The sequence below is a fragment of the Pseudoalteromonas sp. SWYJZ12 genome (assembly GCF_015864395.1).
Lineage (GTDB): Bacteria > Pseudomonadota > Gammaproteobacteria > Enterobacterales > Alteromonadaceae > Pseudoalteromonas > Pseudoalteromonas arctica.
Map to the genome: position 1 here is coordinate 46,600 of NZ_JADYXH010000004.1, position 21,514 is coordinate 68,113.

Genomic DNA, 21,514 nt, shown 5'->3' on the forward strand with positions numbered 1-21,514 from the left:
CTTCGTGTTCTAATAATTAGTCATCTAACGAAGTTTATTGAAGATAAAACAGGCTTGTTAATCTTAACGTCATTTTTAATCTTTATAATCATGTGTTAGTGATGTTTCTAGTATTAGAGCATTACAAAATATCATTTGCCGAATTCTTGGTATGGTTTTGCCAAACAAGTTTATTTAATTATTTAAGTAAATAAAGGTTTGAGTTGAACTATTACTTTCAATATTTAGCCCCCCATCGTGGCGGTTAAATCTCGGTCCTTTGGTCTTCACCCTATCTGTTGGTGTATCAGACTTTAGAGGCTCTATGTATGTTGTTAATAAAAAAGCCACACACAGCTTTTTACAGCGATGCATAAACAACACTTTTAAATTTTTTGATTAGTGCTGCTCAATATTATTGGGTTGTTGCTACTTTTACTTAACCTCAAATCTAAGCTTCTTGTTTTAGATATGGTTTTTGCGTGTGTGTAAAAAAGTGTTGCCTAAATGAAAAGAAAAATTCGAAGCTATGTTTTAAACCTAGCTACTTAGTTTTAGCTCGTCTAATTAAGATGAGCGCAGATAAAATGGAAAGTTGAGCATTTATGCAAAAGTTAAATTGGCGACGTATCGTACTTAAAGTAGGTAGTGCATTAATTGCACCAGATCAAGATGGCTGCCGTTCGCGTTACATATTAACCATCGCACAGTTCATTGTTCGTTGTCGTGCCCGTGGAATCGAGGTGATTTTAGTATCATCGGGTTCTGTAGCGGCTGGAGCGCATTTATTCCCATCAGACAAACCTCGCTCTGTGGTGATGAAAAAAGCAATGGCAGCAGCAGGCCAAACAGAAATGATCGCCATGTGGGACCGCTTTTTTGACTTTCCATCTGCGCAACTATTATTAACGCACGGCGATTTACGTGACCGCGAGCGTTACCAAAGTATTCGCGAAACAGTGTTTACTTTGCTTGAGCATGGTGTTTTTCCTATCATTAATGAAAATGATGCTGTAACTACCGACGACTTAAGAGTGGGTGATAACGACAACTTATCAGCAATGGTCGCAGCAGCAGCCGATGCCGATGCTTTATTAATATTCTCAGACGTTGATGGGTTATATGATAAAAACCCTAACTTACATGATGATGCGGTGTTACTGCCTGAAATAAAATCAATTGATGAATCTATTTATGCTATGGCAGGATGTGCTACAAGTGCTGTTGGTACTGGTGGCATGAAAACCAAAATAGAAGCGGCAGAAAAAGCAACGTCACATGGTATCGCGACTTATATTATAAACGGCTTTAAAGAAGAAACATTTACGAAACTGCTAGCTGGGGAAAATCCTGGTAGCGTATTTTTACCGTACGAAAAGCCGATGCAAGATTCTGTACATTGGATGACACACACAGCAAATGAGCAAGGTGAAGTTGTTGTTGATGGATCATTTGATGAATCCCTTGAAGGTGAAAGTGGATGTATTCGCGGTGATGAAATCATGGAAGTCCATGGTGAATTTGCTGTTGGTGATACCATTTTAGTACGTAGTGAAGACGGTACGCGTTTAGCTAAAGCGACCGCAAATTATAGTAGCTGTTTGTTAAACTTTATTGCAGACAACGAACAGAGTGAATTCAGCGAAAAAATGCAGGATTCAATTGGACCAGTTATATCTGAAAAACATATCGCATTATTGGAGAAGTCATGAGTTTAATTACGGACATTTCACGCCAGACAGCTAAAGCTGCCCATACACTTGCTTTACTCGATACCGAGACTAAAAATCAAGTACTAGTTGAAATGGCAGCGGCATTAAGAGAGCAAAAAGCATTTATAATCAAAGAAAACGAAAGTGACCTAAGCGCAGCACGCGACAATAACTTAGCAGCCTCAATGATCGACCGCTTAACGCTAAACGATGAGCGTATTGAAGCAATGGCAGAAGGTATTGAAGTAATCGTAAGCCTGGACGATCCTGTTGGTCAGCTACGTGATATTACAGAGCGTCCAAATGGCATTAAAATTCGTAAAATGCGCGTACCTCTTGGCGTTGTATGTATGATTTACGAAGCACGCCCAAATGTAACAGCAGACGCTGGCGCATTATGTTTTAAATCAGGTAATGGCGTAATTTTACGTGGCGGTAAAGAAGCACTTAAAAGTTCGCAAGCTATCGCAAGTGTAATGCACAGCGTACTTGAAAAGCATAACTTACCAGTATCACTTATTTCAGTGATTCCAGATCCAGATCGTGCACTATTAATGGAATTAATGCAGCAACGTGAAAGCATTGACTTAATAATTCCACGTGGCGGTGAAGGCTTAATTAACTTTGTTACTGAAAACAGTACGATTCCAGTAATTCAGCATTACAAAGGCGTTTGTCATCTATATGTAGATAAAGATGCAGACCTAGAAATTGCGCTTAACTTACTACTTAACGGTAAAACGCAGCGTACCGGTGTTTGTAATGCACTTGAGGGCTTAGTAGTTCATCAAGATGTTGCAGATGAGTTTTTAAATCTGTGCGCAGTTGTATTACGCCAAGAAGGTGTAAAAATAAATGCTGACAGCTTTGCAGCTAAATACTTTGATAATGCAACTGTGTTAGCCGATAACGAATTTGGTGAAGAATATCTAGACCTAGAAATCGCTATTCGCGTTGTACCAAACTTTACGGCAGCGGTTGAACACATTGCACAGTTTGGATCAAACCACACTGAAGTAATTTGCACTAAAAACGCAGCCGCTGCAGAGTTATTCCAGCGTAGTGTCGATGCTTCTGTAGTGATGGTTAATACATCATCTCGCTTTTCTGATGGCTCACAGCTGGGTCTAGGCGCAGAGATTGGTATAGCAACTTCTAAGCTTCATGCATACGGCCCTATGGGACTTGAGTCACTGACTACTGAGAAGTACTTAGTGAATGGTGAAGGCCAAGTTCGCGAGTAACCGCTAAAGCTTAATTTCATTAAAAAGCCGAGTATGGAAATACTCGGCTTTTTTGTTTTTTCAGACTACTCTGTAATTAATTTAGTTTTTCAAGCCAGTCGCTTGCAGGTTCAGGCCTGTGTAAATAATAGCCTTGAAGAATAACTTCTGGATATTCTTGCAATAAATCAAAGTGGGACTGGTTCTCTACACCTTCAGCAACTATCTCGAGTTCAAATAAACGGCCTAAGCTTACAATCATATCAATAATTAGCTTATCGTTATTATCAGTCGGTGCTTCCAATACAAAAGAACGGTCAATTTTTAGTTCTTGTATGGGTAATTGTTTAAGGTAAGTTAAACTCGAATATCCAGTACCAAAGTCATCAATTGATACCCTAATACCTAGCTTCTTGATAAAGTGAACAGCCTCAATAGCCGCTTCCATGTGATTAAGCAATGTACCTTCAATTATCTCAATAGTGAGTTGCTGAGGATTAATGCTATGTTGCTTTATTTGTTGGCTAATAAAGCTTAAAAAACGCGCTTCATGAAAGTGCCTGCCACTTACATTAATTGATAGGTTTAACTCAGGGTGAGTTTTACTAAGTTGCGTTAATATTTCAAGTGCATTTGAAGTTACCCAGCAATCTAAGTCATAAATTATATCTGACTCTTCGGCTATAGATATAAACTCACCAGGGCTAATGAAGCCTTTTTGAGGATGCTCCCATCTTAATAAAACCTCAGCCCCTTTAAGGGTTTGGCTTCGGTCAAATTGGGATTGTAAATATAGGGATAACTCATTATTTGAGATTGCTTTACGTAAATCTTGCTCTATTTCAAAACGGCGTTTTGCTTGCTCGCCAAACGAAGTATCAAAAAAGGTAACTCTATTACCGCCTTTTTCTTTTGCTTTGTAACAAGCCGCCTCACAGTTACGGATTGTTTCTATAGCACTTTCCCACTGATCTTCCCGAGGAAAAATATACGTGCCAATACTTACTGTTAAGCTAACGTCTTGTTCATCAACGACAAAGGGGTGGTTTACACTTATGATCAGTTCTTGGGCTTTATTTTCAGCCATAGCTTGGGCTCTGATCCTGCCAACGCCTTTTTCAACTGTACACAGTACTGCAAATTCATCACTGCCTAAGCGAGCAATAACATCTTTTTTATTCACCTTAGAATGAATTCGTTTAGTTAATTCTTTTAAAATGTTATCGCCAGCGAGTAGGCCTAATCCATCATTTATTGAGTGGAAGCTGTCTATGTCAATAATATAAATATAGGCATAACTATTTTCGGTACTACAAACCTGAAGTTGCTGCTCCAACTGCTTTAAAAAACCATTTCGGTTGGGCAAACCTGTAAGTTCATCATGCCATGTGAGGTAGTGAATTCTTTCTTGCGTTATCTTAACGCTAGAAATATCACTAAATACACCAATATAGTGCACGTTGGTATCTTGCTCGCCTCTTACCATACTAAGAGTTAATAACTCAGGATAAAGCTCGCCATTTTTTCGTCTGGTTACTAGCTCTCCACTCCAATATCCTGCTTGGTTTGCATGATGCCATACTTGATCAAAGCTAATACTAGGGTGGTTATTTTGTTTAATATCGTGCAACTGCATTTGCAGGGAGTCAGATTCAGAGTAACCTGTAATCCGGCAAAATGAAGGGTTTACGGCAATGATTTTTCCGTTACTGTCGGTAATAACAACGCCATCAGCGGTTCCCGTTAGGGCTTGATAAAATAATTTTTGTTTTGATGAGAGCTCTTTTAATTCTTCTTCACGCTGGCTTAGCTCTTGTATTAGTGATTCTATTTCAAGTAGCTTGTCGTGCAGGTCAAAGTTTTTTTCGATAAGCCTATCTAGCATGCCTTGAGCGGTAATATGAGTGCGAATGCGTGCTCTAACGAGCGCTAGCTTGTAAGGTTTGTGTATGTAGTCAATTGCGCCCATAGCAAAGCCTTTTTCTTCAGACTCTTCTTCGGTAAGCGCAGTTACAAATATGACGGGGATGCCTTTGGTATTTTGTTTCGCTTTGAGTATATTACATACTTCGTAGCCGTCCATGCCAGGCATCATTATGTCTAATAAAATCAAGTCAGGCCGAGTTGACTCAATAAAGATCAAAGCCTGCTCACCACTAGTAGAAATACGTACATCGTAGTCAGTTAAAAGTCCTTCTACTAATACGTGTAAATTACTAGGTTCGTCATCAACAATAAGAATTAAAGGTTTATGTTTTTTCTCTGTGGTTAATCCATTACTGTTTGCGAGGTAATTTGAATGCACTATCTGTCCTTCTCTGCGTTCTTTACAATATTAAATCTAGTTCAGGTTAGTGGTTATGCCTAATTTTTATTATCGTTTCTATACTTATCAATAAGCTCAATTACTAACGCGTAGTTAAAATGATCAATTGCTTCTTTGAGCTTAAATAGAGAGTGGCTTCTCTCATATTGATTCATTTCTAGCTGTCTAATCAAACTGCTAGGTACGGGGCGAGCCGTTAATGCTAATGAGTATATATTATCAATAACCGAGTCTTCGTTTTCTAGTTCATGTTGCTGTATATGTTCTTTTTTAAAGCTGTAAGCTATCAAAAATTGTTTTACAGCAAAAAGTGTAAGTATTAATTGCTCATTAAAATGAGATAAATTAATACTTTTCTTATCTATTAAGCTTTTCTCAACACTTTGCGCACTTTGTTGCAGTAGCTCAAAGCCTAATGTGCCGGCCAAGCCTTTGAGTGTATGTACTAGTCGAATTAAGCTTTCTAACTCTCCATTTTTGATTAATATATCAGCTTTAATCGAAAAGTCATTGTAATCGTTGACAAACTGAGTAAATAATTTAGCTAACAATTCGTCATTGTTTTCTAGGTTTTCTTTTGCTAAAGGCAGGTTTATAGTGCTCAGAGATTCGCTACTTTGCAGATGCTTTTCTATACTTTCGTAAAGCGCATCAAAAATAATCGGTTTTACTAAAAAGTCATCCATACCCGCTCTAAACGCTGCTTTTTTATCATTAGGATCTGCGGCTGCCGTAATGGCAATTATGGGAGTTTTGTAGCCTCGCTCTCTTAATATGCTTGTTGCTTCAAGCCCATCCATAACTGGCATTTGAACATCCATAAAAATAATATCGATGTCATTTATCTCTACTTTATCTAATGCATCATGTCCATTATCAGCAATGATCACGGTCATATCTAATTTTGCTAAAAGGGCGGAGGCTATTTCTTGGTTAATTCTATTATCATCAACAACTAATGCATTAAAACCCGAGAATTTAGGGTGAGGCTTTAATTGCTTTTCTTTAAAATTATTTGGTGAAAGCTTTCTTAAAATTTCAACTTCACTATTTTTATTACCAATAATTATAATGTCTATATTTTCATTTTTTGCAATTGGCTCAGGAGACTCTTCATCGGTAATTAATAAAATCAGTGTCAATTTTTCATTAACGTTTTTATTTTGAGCGTACAGTTGTTGTAAAATAAAGTTATCGTTGAGCTCTTTTTTTTCTATCGACATTATTACAATACTAAATGGGCTACTAGGCTGAGACATTTTTGCAATGGCCCTTAATGGTTCTTGTGTTGTTTCTGTCGTTATATTTATATCACTTAGTAAGTCCATTAATTTTTTAATTTGCTCATTATCAGGGCTAATTAATAAGGCGTGTTTTTTAAGCTTTTGTTGCTCAGATAAAGTAAAGGGTAGAGTAAAGAAAAACTCGCTACCTTGATTAATCGTGCTCCTTACTTGTATATCTCCGCCTAGCAATTTAGTTAATTGTTTGCTTATAGTGAGCCCTAAACCCGTCCCACCATACTTTCTTGTTGTGCTTGAATCACCTTGCGAGAAAGACTGGAATATAATTTTTGATTGCTCTTCGGTCATCCCAATACCCGTGTCTTTTATACTAAAGCGAAGGTTTATTGTTTTTTCGTGTTGAGATGTCGCTTCTATAATTAATGATATTTCACCATGCTCAGTAAACTTAATTGCGTTACCTACACAGTTATTTATTATTTGGCTTAAGTGCATTGGGTCGCCAATAAGTTCAAGCCCTGCATCAACGTGTAAAGTAAAGTTTAATAACAAGCCTTTTTGCTTAGCATTTGTTGAGAATAAATTTTGAACGTTAGAAACTATAGTATGTAAGGTAAAAGGGATTTGCTCTAACTGAACTTTTTCCGATTCTAGTTTAGAAAAATCCAGAATATTATTTAAAATCTGCAATAAATTTTGAGCACTTGAAAAAGCTTTATCTGCGTAGTGTTTTTGCCTTGAGGGAAGCTCACTGCTTTGTAAGAGTTGCAACATACCTAATATGCCATTCATTGGGGTGCGAAGTTCATGACTCATATTGGCTACAAAATCTATTTTTGTTTTATTGGCTTTATCAGTTTGCTCCATAGCACTCGTCAGGTCGGCATTCATTGCTTCCATTTGGGAATTTAATACGCGGGTTTCGTTGAGTAGCTCTTTGGTTTGCTTATTTTTTAAATATAAAGCATTAGCTGCTTTTATTACCGACGCTATTTCAGTTTGATTTTGGCTGTTATTTGAAATAGTTACTGGCTTTTCGCTATTCATATCTTTAAGTAATAAAGTGAGCTGAGTAATTGGTTTTATAACCGATCTAAAAATAAAATAGCTTAAAAATAAAATGATTAACATAATTAAAACGGCAAATATATTTGCCTGTTCTGTATTTTTTGTTAAGTGGCTACTTAGTAGCTCTTCTGTTTTGATTAGTTTATTTTTTTCTATGTTTTTAATTTCATTAGTTAAATACAGCAATTCGTTTTCTATGCCTGTAAGCACTACATTTACAGAAAAAGTGTAGCTACGGGTGAGTAATACAAGTTGGTTATAAGCTTGTTTTAAGCTTGTTGTTTTATTGGAGAGGGATTCATTTATTACAGAGGTGCTCGTTAGTTTTTTATGTAAGTGATTTAAGTTTTGTTTTACATTTTGTGCTTCATCAAAATTAGGTTTATAGAGATAGCTTATAATTGCGTGTTTTAAATTACTTATTGTGAGTAAAACATCGTTAAAAATAACTTTATTATCATTGTTTGAAGACCCTTCTAAATCACTAATTGTTACCTGTAGGTCATCAATAGGCTGTTTGAACTGAGTAGTGTAAAGGTGTTCGCGTTTTTGTCTGTTTACGACAACTTGGCCAAATGTATCTTGGTAATTATTTAGATACTCGCCAAGGCGTATTAGTGAGTTTTGATACTCAGGGGTTTGGTTTTGAGTGTTTGTTTTTAGCTGCTCGAGATTTAGATTTGCCTTATTTAAATAAAAATTAAATTTGGTAATCGTATTTTCATTTGCATTGTCAATAAATGAAACTGCATGCCCTTGCAGGGAAATAATATCGTTTTCTAAGTGATTCACAGCTTCACTTTGAATAAGCGCGTTATGCTGCGACTTTTGCAAGTTAAGTAAGGACGTTTGCGAATAGTTAAACAAATAGCTTTGTAAAAGAAGTAATCCAATCAGCGAACACAAAGCTAATATTATTTTTGATTTAATTGAATTTATTATCATTATCGGCTAATCAACTCATACCATTTTTGTAGACTGTAGTCATAGGTTGGCATAACTGTATTCCATACTGCTACATTGCTAAAGCGTTTATAGTAACTACCACCATTACGTTGCGCACCAGCTTTAATAGCTACGTCGCCATTTGTATTTAATAAGTCTATGTTTGTTGCTTTTCCACCGTACCAGTAATCCCATTCGGCCGGCGATAAGAGTAGTTTAGAGCGTTGTGGGTTACTAATGTAATAACCTTGGCGAGCAATAAATGCACCAGGCCAGCCTGAAAGCCACCAATTCATATAATCGTAAGCTGCATCTTTTACGCTACTTTGTGTTTGTGACGATAAACACATAACACCATGCCAGCCTCGGTAGCCTTCTTTTGGCGCGGCAAAACGAATATTAATATTTTGGCTGTTTAACGCAGAGACGGCAGGCGAAAACATACTTTCTATATGGGCTCGCTTACTTCTCATAAATTCAATCGACTCAGGAACCGAGTTCCAATAGCCACTAAAGTGACCTTGGCGTTTAAAGTCGAGTAATATAATAAACAATCTATCAAGTTCTGGGCGAGTCATCGCACCTATATTTTTAAATTTTATAAGCCCTTTACTTTGCGCTGCTAGGGCTAGGTCAAAGAGTCCAATGGTAGGCGCATTTACGATAGCTACTTTACCTCTGTTCTCGTCATCAAGCAGCCAACTCCAGCTTTCGGTTTCGTATGCTATACCGGGCTTAATAAAATCGGTGTTGTAACCAAAAGAGTCAACATTATGCACATAAGGTAAAAAGCTAATATGATCGCTTTCTTGTGCGCTTAATGTGCCATCGGGTTGAACATTTAATAATTTATAGGGAGCATCACCTGCACCAATACTTGCAGTTTCGGTTAATTTTCCCGTTTTAGTAAGTGGATTTATCTCGTTAAAGTAGGTGAGTCGTTTTTTTTCTATTGGCTGTATAGAACCTGCATCCCAAAGCACATTAATGCTGTTTGACCATTGTTCGTATAAATCAAAGGAGCTAGGGTCCATTGATGCCTTTTGCAAAACGGCAGCGCTGCCTGCGGGAGTAAATTCTATATTAATACCCAAGTCACTCATCGCTTGTTTGCGGATAGCCTCTTGGAGTGTTACATGCGTACCAAGCACTCTTAATGTGACTTTTTTTCGGGCAAAAACATAAGGCGCATGTGTTATTGCACCAGCTGTTAAACCTATAGCAGCTAGCTTTTTTAGCGTCGAACGCTTAGGGTTGTCCATGTTAAGCCTAAAGTACTAATGTGTGACATTATGTATAGCTAAGAACTTGTAAAGACACAAGTTGAATGGATAAATTTAAAATTATATAGAATGAGAAATTAAAATAGTAGGGTATCAAAAAATAATAAAACAATGGAAAAATAGAAGAGTAGAGCGAATTTGAAAAGGAGTAGGAAAGTGGTGGAGCTAAGCAGGATCGAACTGCTGACCTCCTGCGTGCAAGGCAGGCGCTCTCCCAGCTGAGCTATAGCCCCACATTCCTAAGTTACATATAATGTAACTGCTTGACTGCTGAGTTCCAAGCGGGACGAACTTTAAGTTTTTTTATAAAATTGGTCAAGTATTTTTTCGTAAATTTTCACTGTTTACGTCAATTTTTGTTAGACTCGGCTTAATTCAAAACTAAAACGATAAAAAACAATGAAAAAATGTGTTCTAGCGCTTATGGTTTTACTCGCTGGCTGTGCCTCAAATGATGAGCCGCCTTTTGAAATAAATAATAAACAGTTTCACGAAAAGCAAGATGAGCAAGGCAATAAGCTTTTTGCTTATGTTGTTTCGGTAAAAGCTAAGCATCGTGAAAACTTTAACCTAGACCGTGGTCCTAACAATAGACCAAGCCGTGGTGAGGTTAAGCAGTATATAGAGAAAGAGCATTTTGAAGAGTCGAGCATTCTAAAGTTACAGCTAGAAGATCAAGCAGTTGAATTATTAAATCAAGAGCTAAAAGAGCGTGAGTATTGCGATAACAAACATGAAGTTAATGATGTTTTATGGCGAGATTTGAGCGTACAGCTAAGAGGACGTTGCTTGTAATATGTTGGCTGATAAAACTAAGTTAGCAGAGCTTTTAGTGCGCCTAGATATTACTTACGATGCAATAGAACATCCGCCGCTACATACTAGCTTAGCGGCTGATGAGTTTATGATTGAGCGTCCAGGTACTCGTCTTAAAAACCTATTTTTACGCGATAACGAAGGCAAGCGACACTTTTTAGTTATTACAGCGCACAATAAGCAACTCGATTTAAAGGCACTATCAAAGCAACAAGGGCTTTCGCGTTTAGGGTTTGCATCGAGTGAACGCTTAGCAACGTATTTAAAAGTGGCTCCTGGGTGTGTATCTATGTTGGCTCTTTTAAATGATAAGCAAAACGAAGTGAGCTTATGGGTCGATCAAGATATTTGGGGTGGTGATTTGTTTCATTGTCATCCGTTTGAAAACACCCAAACATGGTTGCTTAGTAAAGCTGATTTAGAAACATTTTTTAATCACACAAAGCATCAACCGCGCGTTGTATTTTTACCCTCAAAATAAGCCCACATAATTAACGATAAACCGCATAAGCAAACCGCGAGCAGCGTAAACATAAACGCTGTTTGCCCATGATGTTGGTATACCACACCGGGTAATAACGACCCTAATGCCCCACCACTGTAATAAAACGATACATATCCGCCATTGGTTACGCTTGGCGGGGCTTTACTTATTTTATTAACGAGCGGTGCGGCAGTTGAATGAATCACAAACATAGCACCACAAAACAAAGTAAATGCGATTAAAAATAAGCTAAGCTGGTGGCTCATTAATAAAATAATACTCACACTATAAAAACTAAATACCGCAGTTAATAAATGCCAAGGCGAAGGGACTTTTTTAAGTAACCAAGGTGCAGCAATAGAGGCGAGGGCACCAACTAAATAACCACTGTAAACTAAACCTATGTCACGAGTATTGGTAATTAAAAACGTGTTTTGTAATATAAACGGTAAGTAATTAAGTAATGCAGCAAAACAAAAAAACATACAAAAGACGGCACCGTACACTTTAAGGATAGCGCCTTCTTTAAGTTGTTTAATGTAATCCAGAGGGGAGAGCTGCGACGGTGTAGCTGGGTTTGTAAAGCGAGAATGCTTAATTGTCAAAGCTAAGCAAATAAGCATAAAAGCAATTACGTAATAAAAGCTCTGCCAATTCCATAAGTCGCTAAACAAAGCTGCGAGCACACGACCAAAGTAACCACCAACTATACTGCTACCAATATATAGGGTCATATTTTTTTGAAGTGTATCAGCGCTATAGCTCATACCTATATAGCTAGTCATTGCTGTTAAAGCTGCAGGGAGTGTTAAACCTTGTAAAAATCTGACTAATAATAAAAGCTCAAAGCTAGGTACATAAATAAAAAGTAAGCAGCTAAGGCCTAAAAGCACCATTGCAATACGTAATATAAGTAGTGGATTTATTTTTGCTAAAAATAAACCATAAACGAGCGGGGCAATGGCTAAGGGCAGCATAGTTGCAGTCATTAAGCTGCCAGCTACCGCAGGTGCTACATTAAATTCGCTCGCAAAAAGGCTAAGTAGGGGTTGCGGTGCATAAAGCACAAAAAATATAAATACCGAGCAAACGAGTAGATGAGGTAAACGCATTATATGGCTTGTGCATTTGCTGATTGGTTGCGTGGTATTGTATTAAAAATTGCTTTTAATTCATAATTAAAACCATAGTCATTGCGCTATATCATGGTTTGTTTTAACTAGTTTGCTAGATTAATGTCGATAGCGCTGTTATTTGAACTCGTTGGTGATTAAAATAGCGATAATATTAGTTTTTAGTGGAACAAAGCCATGGGTTCATTACAAGACCAATTGCTTCAAGCAGGATTAACAACATCGCATAATGCTAAAGTTGCTAAATCAGAAAAGCGTAAGCAACAAAAAAAGCAAAAGAAAGGGGCTACTAGCAACCCAAGTGATCTGCAAAAGCATATTCAACAAACCAAGCTAGAGCAGCAAAAAAAAGCTGAAGAGCTTAACCAAACACGCCAAGTGAGCTTAAAGCAGCGCGAACAAGAAGCGCGTGTTAAACAAATTTTAGAGCACCACAACCAAGACGCTATTCGTGGTGAGCGCACATTTAATTTTACTTATCAAAACAAAGTAAAAAATATCGATGTGAACGAGAAAACGCAAAAAGCGTTATCGGGCGGTCGTTTAGCTATTTGTGTACTAGAAGGGCAATTTTACGTATTAGACGACGAACCAGCACGCAAAGTGGCCGAAGTTGACGAAAAGTATATTGTTTTTCATGTAGAGCCAGAAAACAAACCAAAAGATGAAGATGACCCGTACGCAGACTTTGAAGTACCAGATGATATAGTGTGGTAATAGTCCATTAAGGGTAAGCTCATTTTTATTTGATAAAGTATATAAAAGTGAGACAGAAACGAGTTAGCGGTTTTTGGTTAAGTTGATCGTCTAGCGTCGTTTCGTACGTATGCTTTTTATTTGATTGTTTACTACAATCAATAGAACAGTTTTTCTAACCGTCAAAAAAGAAGAGTAAATACAATGAGCAAGATGAAAACACTACTATTAGGCGCGGGCATTACTTTAGCCGCAAGCTTCTCGTTTAATGCAGCTGCTGCCGATGGCGCTGCACTTTATACCGCTAAAAATTGTCAAACTTGTCATGGCGCTGAAGGTAAAGCACCAATTATGGGTATGTACCCTAAACTAAACGGTCAAAACAAAGACTATTTAGTAGCGCAAATGAAAGATATTAAGTCAGGTGCACGTAATAACGGTATGACCATGGCTATGAAAGCAATGGTTGCAACGGTAACTGATGAAGAGTTTGAAGCAATTGCAGATTACCTAGCTAACGTAAAATAATTTACGCAGTTATACCATTTTAATGCAATTGGTATTTTAGTTTTATAAACAGCCACACAATAGTGTGGCTGTTTTGTTTGGTGTTTGCTATAAAATAGAGACTGCTTTAGACTTCTAAACATCTGTTCGTACAGGTTAATAATGTACGTTTTTATAAGGCTTATTATGTTTGATTTACCCAAACTCGATTTAAAAAATAAAGTATCGGCACAAGAGTGGCAACTGCGTATTGATTTAGCTGCGTGTTACAGACTGGTAGAGCACTTTCGTTGGGGGGATTTGATCTATACGCATTTATCAGCACGTTTGCCTGGCACTGACCACTACTTAGTGAATGCCTTTGGTTTAACCTTTGATGAAGTAACTGCCTCTAATTTAGTAAAGGTCGACTTAAACGGCAATATTATTGACGATACGCCATTTAGTATTAACCCAGCTGGTTTTACTATTCACAGTGCGATTCATGAGGTACGCGAAGACGCTCATTGTGTTATTCACCTTCATACTAAAGAAACAATCGCAGTCGCTACACAAAAAAATGGTTTATTACCGCTTAGCCAGTATTCAATGTTTTCACTGCCATCGCTTTCTTATCATGGCTACGAAGGGCTTGCAGTAAACGACGACGAGCGAAAAGTGCTGCAAGATGATTTGGGCAGCACTAACCATATGTTATTGGTAAATCATGGTGGCTTAACAGTAGGCCCAACGGTAGGCGATGCGTTTATGCGCTTTTATGATTTACAGCGAGCGTGTGAAATTCAATTAGCACTACAATCAAGCTCGCAAGAGGTGATTGAAGTACCGCAACCTATAATTGACAATATTTATAATCAAGCAAACGTAGTACACAGTGGCAGCACTGGCGGGCAACTTGCGTGGCCTGCGATGTTACGTAAAGCGTATCGACTTGACCCTAGTTTTGCAAAATAACCCATAGCGGTTAATAAGGAATTTTAATGAAAGTAAATCGCGTTGAAGTATTTGATATTCACTGTCCTGATAGACCTTCTTGGACACCTGTGTTTGTACGTATTCATACTGACGAAGGTATTAGTGGTGTTGGCGAAGCGGGCCTTGCATACGATTTAGGTCACAGTGCTGCAGCGGCTATGATTAAAGAAATGGCCGACGCCTTTTTAATCGGCCACGACCCTTTTCAAACAGAAAAACTATGGTCACGTATGTTACGTGAGAGCTTTTGGGGCTTAGGCGGCGGACCTGTTGTATATGCTGCAATGAGCGCAATTGATACCGCGCTTTGGGATATTAAAGGTAAAGCGCTTGGTTTACCTGTATATCAATTATTAGGCGGTAAAGTTAACGACAAACTACGTACGTACGCATCGCAATTACAGTTTGACTGGGATAGCGAATTTAAAGCGCTAGTACAGCCGCAAGAATACGCAGAAGCTGCTTTAAAAGCGATAGCTGAAGGTTACGACGCAGTAAAAGTAGACCCAATTCAGTACGATAAAGACGGCAATACTTATTACGACCGTACAAAAATAATTTCACGCACTGAAATGAAGCTATACCGTGCACGCATGCAAGCTATTCGCGAAGCGGTAGGCGACGAAGTAGATATTATTTTTGAATGCCACAGTTTACCGGGTGTTACAACAGCCATTCAGTTGGGTGAAATTGCAGAAGAATTTGACTGTATGTACTTTGAAGAGCCAGTTAACTATTTAAACCATTCATTACATGCAAAAGTAGCAGATAAAGTTAATGTGCCAATTGCTGGTGGTGAACGTTTGTATAATCGCTGGGGTGTGCGCCCGTACTTAGAAGATCAAAGTATTGATGTTCTACAACCTGATATTGGTTTATGTGGTGGTTTTACCGAAACCAAAAAAGTGTGTGATTACGCTGATATTTTTGATGTGCGTATTCAAGCTCACGTATGTGGCGGGCCTGTTGCAACGGCAGCATCACTGCACTTAGAAACGGCTATCCCTAACTTTTTGATTCATGAGCACCACACTTATGCGATTAAAAAGTGGAACCGCGAGTTATGTTTACAAGACCCACAACCTAAAAATGGTTTCTTTGAAGTGTCAGAAGAGCCTGGATTGGGTATTGAATTAAACGATGAGATTGTTATGCGTTCTCAACGCGTAGAAATAAAATAATAGCCTTTTAACCTAACTTTAGGTCATACATTAAAAAGCCGGTAAGTGATTAGTCACTTACCGGCTTTTACTCGTTTTGGGGGAGGTAAAGCTTGTTATAACTCGTTGATTTTACATTCCACGTCTTTAAGTTCAATAGTTGCTTTACTATCAAGGTGGCGTATATAGCATTGCTTGCCTTTAATCATCAATTCAAACTGATCGGGTGTATTGCGACTTTGCGTGTCGATAATATTATTACCATCTACATTGCTAAGGGTTACTGTGCTGCTGGTAGTAAATACATCATCAGCTAATTGAGTCTCTTGCATATGTACAAGTGTTTTAATTGCTTTGCTAACCGCTGTTTTATTTGGCTTTGCCAGTAGAGCATGTTGCAGCTTAGGTGTCGGGTCTGGATTTTGAGATATGCAGCCATTGAGAAGAAGCGCTGAAAATACAACGATTAGTAAAAAGTACATTTTCATAAATTGGCCGTATTATCATAAAAAGAGAGTTTAATATAACTAGTTTTACTTACACTTGGTAGTAGTGCTTAGCGTTTGTATAGCTAAGGTCATGCCATGTTTTATCGTTTGAGCATAACGCCTTATGGCAGTGCCATAGATTGTTGTAGCTTGTATTTATTTGGCACACAGGGAAGTTGCTAGCAAACATAATACGCTGCTGGCCAAAGTGATTAAAAAGAAAACTAAAACACGCTGCTTGTTGCTCGCTGGTGAGTTGTAGTAATTCAAAACCAGAGAATTTAATTGCTATGTTGTCATGCTGAGCAAGTAACTCAACACCTTGTCGCCAATCATTTAAATTACTTGGCAGTCCTGCATGATTAATTATAATTTGAAGCTGCGGTAGCTGCTTAGCGTAGTAAGCTATTTGTTTGGTTATTTCGCTATTTTCAATATCAAACTGAGCTTCAAAATGCAGTTGGGTATCTGATAACGTTGTTAGGTTTTTAAAGCTATTAGCATCTAATAAACGCTTTGCGTCAGTGCCTTCGGTTATATCCCTAATTCCACATAAATTTGAATGAGCTAAAGCTTCCAACGAGTTTATAAACTGATCAGCCGATGAGTCAATTTGGGTGTAACTAATAGCCTTAAATGAAAGGCTTTTTAAATGCGAGCTTAGCCAGTTTAGCTCGTTAATAGGGGAGGTGTTATCAAACCCTGCTTCTATATGAACAAGCCCTACTAGCTCAAAGTCAGTACTTTTAACAAGTTGCTGTGCACTTACTGGCTGTTTTATTTTTTCTAAATTTGGCCACGCTGGTGGGTTAGCGCCTTGTAGCCATGAGTATTGACCTTCTACTAAATTAAAAAAGTGTACGTGTGGGTCAATAATTTTTAGGCTCATTGCACATTACTCATTGGGCAGTGTAGCCACCGTCAATGCTTTGTAGGCTGCCAGTAATAAAGCTGGCATCGTCGCTTACTAAAAAGCTCACAAGGGCAGCAACCTCATCGGCTTGACCTAATCGGTTAAGCGGTTGAAGACTTGCTTCCTCGGCAACTATTTCAGCTTTGTTTACGCCACTTTTTGCGCAGTACGCATCTATCGCGTTATGAAATAGCGGGGTTTCTATTGTGCCAGGGCATACCGCATTTGCTCTAATATTAAAACCCGCGTAATCAAGCGCTGTTGTTTTAGCCATTGAGGCAAGGGCATGTTTTGTTAGGTTATACGCAAAAGAGTTTTGCTTACCTATAATTGCCTGATCGGAAGCGACTAATATAATAGCGCCGCCATTTTGCGCTTTCATGCTTGGCAATACGCTTTGTATTGCGGCATAAGCGCCTTTAACATTAAGCGCAAAAAGTGCATCGAGAGTTTGCTCGTCGGTGCTTTCTATATTTGCGCTTAAGTGTTTTCCAGCATTAGAAACAAGTACATCAATACGTTTGCTTTGTTCACAGATAGCGTTGATACAGCTTTTTACCGCCGATACATCACTTACATCACACTGATGAAATATACCGATTTCGCTCAGCTCTATATCAAGGTTATGTACTTCATAGCCATTGTTTAGCAAACGCTTTACTACGGCTAAGCCAATACCTTTTGTACCACCTGTAACGACTGCAACTTTAGACATACTTACTTCCTTTATTGCTAACTAGTGAGAGTGACCACAGCCGCCTTCAGCGTGCACATGTCCGTGAGAAACTTCTTCACTTGTTGCTTCACGTACCGATATAACTTCAACGTCAAACGTTAGCGTTTTACCAGCAAATGGGTGGTTTAAATCACAATCTGCGTTAAAACGACCAACCTTAACAATAGTAACCTGATGACGACCTTGGTTAGAGCTAACCATTGCTGTCATACCAGGTTTCCATACTTTAACATCGCCTTGTAGATGCTTAAGCGGAATACGCTGAATTAAGTCATCAACACGCTCGCCGTATGATTCACTTGGCTCTAGAGTTACACTAAATTTTTCGCCAGCTTCTTTGCCTTCAAGTGCTTTTTCTAAACCAGGAAGCATGCCTTCGCTGCCATGAATGTAAGTAAGTGGCGCTTCGTTTGTGCTACTTTCAATTTGCTCGCCCGCTTCGCTAAGGGTGTAATGAAATTCAACTGCTGAATTTTTGCTAATTTGCATGCTTGTCTCTTAAAATAATAACTATGTTAGGGCGCAATTTTACGCGAAATATACTTGTTTATAAACTTAACGTGGCTGATTTAGCGTTTTTTGTAAATTTAGCAGAAAATCTTTTTTTGTTGGGGCTGCTTTTTGCTTTTCAGCCTGTGGTATAAACAGTACTAATTGAGTACCAGGCTTTAAAATGCTCGATGCAGAGAGTTTGTTCCATTTTGCCAAGTCGCTATGGGGTACATCGTAAAGCTGACTTATACTCCAAAGGCTATCGCCCGACTTAACTTCGTAATCTATTTCAATGGTGGGAATCGCAATCTCTTGGTGTTCTAAATAAGGGCTAATTTTGTAATCAACTGTTAATGTGCTTGGCAGGGTTTTAGGTTGTCCAACTAATAACTTTTCTCCAACGCCTATTAAATTATTATTTTTGTTATTAAGTTGTTTTAAAGCTTTTACCGACATACTAAAACGTCTAGCAATACCGTAAAGCGTGTCGTTTTGTTTAACGATGTACTCTCCAGCAAAGTTTGATTTAAAAAACTGACTTTTTAATAAGGCCTCTTGCCCTATAGGCAGCAGTAAAGTATGCGGCCCGTTAGGTGAGCTTTGATTTTTTAAATATCCCTGATTAATCGCGTGTAACTGCTTTGAACCTATACCAGAGAGCTTAGCGATGACTGAAAAGTCGAACTGCTGGCCTATATTCATCTGTGTTGTAAATGGCTTATATGCAAGCTTTGGGCGTTTAATGCCCTTTTGTGGGTGCTTAACTAAATAGCTTAAAGCGAGTAACTTGGGTACGTAGTCGGCGGTTTCTTTTGGCAGACTGAGTGACCAGTAATCGGTGCTTTTACCGCGCTTTTTGTTTTTTTCGATTGCGCGTTTAACGCGGCCCTCACCACTGTTATAAGCAGCCAAAGCATGTAGCCAATTACCATCAAAGCGTTTATGTAAGTAGCTTAAGTAATCAAGCGCTGCATCGGTTGAAGCAAGTACGTCTTGGCGACCGTCGTACCATTGGTCTGACTTAACTCCAAAGTGATGCGCTGTTGCGCCAACTAATTGCCAAACACCAACAGCTTGCTGTGATGAGGCTATCGTTGGTCTAAAATCGCTTTCTACAAATGGTAGTAAAGCGAGCTCCATAGGTAATTGCTTTTGCTCAATTTTTTTTACGATATGATACAGGTAAGGCGCTGCGCGCTTACTCACAGTTTGTAAGTAGTTAGGTTGCTTTGCGTACCAGCTGATACGCTTTTTTAACGCGCGATTTTGATAAACCGTAAAGTGTAGATTGTTGGCTATATGAACCCACAAATCGGTGGTTTTTGGTGGGCGCTTTTTTACGATTGTTTTTTTGAATTGAAGTGGCGTAACGTGCTCACTAACTTGGGGCGTTTGAGCTACTTCATCATCAATATCATAAGTATAGTCAGGCTCAAAATGAGTAAATATTTGTGGAGCTTCTTGTGGTTCTTGCTCCGTTGATTGACAACCAAATAACAAAATAACCAAACAACATAAAACCAAACTGCGCATAGTGATCACTTTTGTAAATTCCTTTTATTATTTTAACACAATCCGTTGTGTTGAGTTATTCTGCGCTTTTTGCGCGATTTAGGCCAGCTTGTAAAAAGAAGTTGCTCGATTTTATATTAAGCGTTTCTTGTTTATAAGGCTCAATAACTGATTCAGGAAACGATAGCATTAACTGCTCAATACTTTGATCTTTATTATTTTTAACGTGCTCTGTTATAGCTGTTAAAAATGATAGTGGCTGTTTCAGCTGCTCTTTTGTTAATGTGCCGCCGTGCCCAGGTAAAATAATAGTGAGCTTTTCGTCGTTAATATATTGCTTAAGCAACGCTTGCCAACTTTTAAGTTCACCGTGTCCAGGGTAAGGAAGCCAGTCAACGATATCGCCACCAATAAGCACACTGCCATTATTAGTAGTAATAGTTAAATCGCCGTTAGTATGGGCTTGTTGCGGCTCAAGCGTTACCTCAAAATCACCAAGGTCGATAACTCTACGACTATCAATTACTATTTCGGGTTTGCTAAGCTGATACTCCTGCCAGCGAAAAAGTCGTTTTTTTGCAAGCTCTAACTTATTTCGCCATTTAGCTTGCTCTTCTTTGGGCACATTCGCTAATCGTTGGTAGCTCAGCTCAATGCTCTTTTCATACGTGTCTAGTTTGTCGGTATATGCTGTTTGATAAAGGTTAAAATTTTTATTTACCTGCTGATGAACAATGAGCTTAGCATCAGGGTAAAAATTTTGCATAACCGCCATACCTAGCAAGTGATCGTCATGGTAGTGGGTAGCCACTAAATAGCATAAAGGTGTTTTAAGGCGTTTCTTTAAATCTTCAGCAAGTTGTTCAACTGCAGCGAAATTGGCGCTCGTATCAACAAGTAAGGTACATTTCTCGCCTTCAATTAATACTTGGTTAGAGTCGTAAAAGCGAAGCTTGTCTTGTTGCTTTAAAAACTGAATATGAGGGTTTATTGTATTCCAAGTGACGGCAGCATAGGTGCTAGGTACTATTGATAATAAAGTGCATGCTAATAGTAAGTGCTTACATGAAGAGGCTATGTTTGAAAGTTTTAACTTCATTTATTATCTCTACGCTGATGTTTAATTACTTTAATAATAAACAAAAAGCGCAGTATGCGCTTTTTATTTTTGGTGTTTGGGGTCATTTGCCAAATGCTGACTGAGTTTATCAATCAATTGGTCTTGATGCTGTTGTTCAACTGTAGCCTGTGTTTTTGCTTCTAGCAATTCGTGGCTTAAGTTTAATGCTGCCATTAGTAGGGCTTTTTGATCGTTTCTAACGGTTGAGCGTTGCTTCATTTGCTCAACTAAGTCATTTAGATTTTTAGCTGCTGCTATTAATGCATCTTCCTGCCCTTCAGGGCAAGCAAATTGCTGCTCTTTACCTAGCAACTCAACAGTGACCCGCTGGTTTTGCAGCTCAGACATTAGCTAGCCTGTTGTGCGCTTTGTAACTTATCAAGAAGACCAGATAAAGTAGTGCTGGCATCTTTTTGCTTTTCTTCATTTTCTAAAGCTTCAAGTTGTAGCAATTCGTTGTCATCGCTTAGTTTAGTGTTCTGTTCTTTTAAAGTAACAACATCTGTTTGTAATTGGTTATTACGTTCGATTAAAGAATCGATCAGTTGTTCGAGTTGTTGAAGAGTAGTGTTATTCATAAAGGCGCTCATATAACTGTAATTAATGTCATGCAAATGTAAAGCAAAGTGTGTTGATTTGCCAGCATTTACGGTGGTTTTAGCTGATTTTTCTTTTGCGTTAAGGGATAATTCAGCATATGGG

The 21,514-nt window shown here is 38.4% G+C and carries 20 protein-coding genes and 1 tRNA gene; 8 read left to right on the plus strand and 13 right to left on the minus strand.

Going from position 1 to position 21,514, the window contains the following annotated elements:
* Window positions 1–584: 584 nt before the first annotated feature.
* Both proB and I6F42_RS06670 read left to right on the plus strand, forming a co-directional pair.
* Window positions 585–1,691: a glutamate 5-kinase gene (gene proB, locus I6F42_RS06665; RefSeq protein ID WP_010554355.1), complete on the plus strand. Its 1,107-nt coding sequence runs from the start codon at window positions 585–587 to the stop codon at window positions 1,689–1,691.
* Window positions 1,688–2,935 carry a glutamate-5-semialdehyde dehydrogenase gene (locus tag I6F42_RS06670; protein ID WP_007586417.1) on the plus strand — a complete coding sequence of 416 codons (1,248 nt, stop codon included), beginning with the start codon at window positions 1,688–1,690 and terminating at the stop codon, window positions 2,933–2,935. Before proB ends, I6F42_RS06670 begins: the two co-directional genes overlap by 4 nt.
* Window positions 2,936–3,011: 76 nt before the next feature.
* On the opposite strand, the gene I6F42_RS06675 is transcribed toward I6F42_RS06670, so the two are convergent.
* The 4 genes from I6F42_RS06675 to I6F42_RS06690 all read right to left on the minus strand — a co-directional run bounded on the left by I6F42_RS06675 (window position 3,012) and on the right by I6F42_RS06690 (window position 10,013).
* Window positions 3,012–5,219 (minus strand): EAL domain-containing protein, encoded by a 2,208-nt coding sequence (locus tag I6F42_RS06675; RefSeq protein ID WP_010554356.1) that lies wholly within the window; start codon window positions 5,217–5,219, stop codon window positions 3,012–3,014.
* A 59-nt stretch (window positions 5,220–5,278) separates the two neighbouring features.
* Window positions 5,279–8,497: an ATP-binding protein gene (locus I6F42_RS06680; RefSeq protein WP_197151563.1), complete on the minus strand. Its 3,219-nt coding sequence runs from the start codon at window positions 8,495–8,497 to the stop codon at window positions 5,279–5,281.
* Window positions 8,497–9,759 carry a PotD/PotF family extracellular solute-binding protein gene (locus I6F42_RS06685; RefSeq protein ID WP_010554358.1) on the minus strand — a complete coding sequence of 421 codons (1,263 nt, stop codon included), beginning with the start codon at window positions 9,757–9,759 and terminating at the stop codon, window positions 8,497–8,499. The genes I6F42_RS06680 and I6F42_RS06685 overlap by 1 nt, the downstream gene beginning before the upstream one ends.
* Before the next feature lie 178 nt (window positions 9,760–9,937).
* Window positions 9,938–10,013: transfer RNA gene (locus tag I6F42_RS06690), tRNA-Ala, on the minus strand.
* A gap of 166 nt (window positions 10,014–10,179) precedes the next feature.
* Here I6F42_RS06690 and I6F42_RS06695 point away from each other — a divergent pair.
* Window positions 10,180–10,575: a hypothetical protein gene (locus I6F42_RS06695; RefSeq protein ID WP_010554359.1), complete on the plus strand. Its 396-nt coding sequence runs from the start codon at window positions 10,180–10,182 to the stop codon at window positions 10,573–10,575.
* A 1-nt stretch (window position 10,576) separates the two neighbouring features.
* Window positions 10,577–11,077, plus strand: coding sequence for a prolyl-tRNA synthetase associated domain-containing protein (locus I6F42_RS06700; protein WP_010554360.1), 501 nt, complete (start codon window positions 10,577–10,579; stop codon window positions 11,075–11,077).
* Here I6F42_RS06700 and I6F42_RS06705 read toward each other — a convergent pair.
* A complete protein-coding gene (locus I6F42_RS06705; RefSeq protein WP_010554361.1) occupies window positions 11,044–12,192 on the minus strand; it encodes an MFS transporter in 1,149 nt (382 codons plus the stop codon). The genes I6F42_RS06700 and I6F42_RS06705 overlap by 34 nt on opposite strands.
* Before the next feature lie 198 nt (window positions 12,193–12,390).
* Between I6F42_RS06705 and I6F42_RS06710 the strand changes: the two genes are divergently transcribed.
* From I6F42_RS06710 to I6F42_RS06725, 4 genes are all read left to right on the plus strand, one after another.
* A complete protein-coding gene (locus tag I6F42_RS06710) occupies window positions 12,391–12,930 on the plus strand; it encodes a DUF2058 domain-containing protein (protein ID WP_002957867.1) in 540 nt (179 codons plus the stop codon).
* Window positions 12,931–13,113: 183 nt separating this feature from the next.
* Window positions 13,114–13,437, plus strand: a complete 324-nt coding sequence (locus I6F42_RS06715; protein WP_002957866.1) for a c-type cytochrome — start codon at window positions 13,114–13,116, stop codon at window positions 13,435–13,437.
* Window positions 13,438–13,602: 165 nt separating this feature from the next.
* Window positions 13,603–14,370: a class II aldolase/adducin family protein gene (locus tag I6F42_RS06720; protein ID WP_197151564.1), complete on the plus strand. Its 768-nt coding sequence runs from the start codon at window positions 13,603–13,605 to the stop codon at window positions 14,368–14,370.
* Between the two features lie 26 nt (window positions 14,371–14,396).
* The gene (locus I6F42_RS06725) at window positions 14,397–15,572 is read left to right on the plus strand and encodes a mandelate racemase/muconate lactonizing enzyme family protein (RefSeq protein WP_007586432.1); all 1,176 of its coding nucleotides are present in this window, start codon (window positions 14,397–14,399) and stop codon (window positions 15,570–15,572) included.
* A gap of 95 nt (window positions 15,573–15,667) precedes the next feature.
* Here the strand turns inward: I6F42_RS06725 and I6F42_RS06730 are convergent, their stop codons facing one another.
* From I6F42_RS06730 to I6F42_RS06765, 8 genes are all read right to left on the minus strand, one after another.
* Window positions 15,668–16,039 carry a hypothetical protein gene (locus tag I6F42_RS06730; protein ID WP_165722404.1) on the minus strand — a complete coding sequence of 124 codons (372 nt, stop codon included), beginning with the start codon at window positions 16,037–16,039 and terminating at the stop codon, window positions 15,668–15,670.
* A 49-nt stretch (window positions 16,040–16,088) separates the two neighbouring features.
* Window positions 16,089–16,928 carry an amidohydrolase gene (locus I6F42_RS06735; RefSeq protein WP_197151566.1) on the minus strand — a complete coding sequence of 280 codons (840 nt, stop codon included), beginning with the start codon at window positions 16,926–16,928 and terminating at the stop codon, window positions 16,089–16,091.
* A gap of 10 nt (window positions 16,929–16,938) precedes the next feature.
* Window positions 16,939–17,667: an SDR family NAD(P)-dependent oxidoreductase gene (locus tag I6F42_RS06740; protein WP_197151568.1), complete on the minus strand. Its 729-nt coding sequence runs from the start codon at window positions 17,665–17,667 to the stop codon at window positions 16,939–16,941.
* Between the two features lie 21 nt (window positions 17,668–17,688).
* The gene (locus I6F42_RS06745; protein WP_007586440.1) at window positions 17,689–18,177 is read right to left on the minus strand and encodes a peptidylprolyl isomerase; all 489 of its coding nucleotides are present in this window, start codon (window positions 18,175–18,177) and stop codon (window positions 17,689–17,691) included.
* A gap of 66 nt (window positions 18,178–18,243) precedes the next feature.
* Window positions 18,244–19,713: a LysM peptidoglycan-binding domain-containing protein gene (locus I6F42_RS06750; protein WP_197151571.1), complete on the minus strand. Its 1,470-nt coding sequence runs from the start codon at window positions 19,711–19,713 to the stop codon at window positions 18,244–18,246.
* 55 nt (window positions 19,714–19,768) lie between these two features.
* Window positions 19,769–20,791, minus strand: coding sequence for an MBL fold metallo-hydrolase (locus tag I6F42_RS06755; RefSeq protein ID WP_197151574.1), 1,023 nt, complete (start codon window positions 20,789–20,791; stop codon window positions 19,769–19,771).
* A 63-nt stretch (window positions 20,792–20,854) separates the two neighbouring features.
* Window positions 20,855–21,160 (minus strand): cell division protein ZapA, encoded by a 306-nt coding sequence (locus tag I6F42_RS06760; RefSeq protein WP_002957856.1) that lies wholly within the window; start codon window positions 21,158–21,160, stop codon window positions 20,855–20,857.
* The gene (locus tag I6F42_RS06765; RefSeq protein WP_007586448.1) at window positions 21,160–21,390 is read right to left on the minus strand and encodes a hypothetical protein; all 231 of its coding nucleotides are present in this window, start codon (window positions 21,388–21,390) and stop codon (window positions 21,160–21,162) included. The genes I6F42_RS06760 and I6F42_RS06765 overlap by 1 nt, the downstream gene beginning before the upstream one ends.
* Window positions 21,391–21,514: the final 124 nt, after the last annotated feature.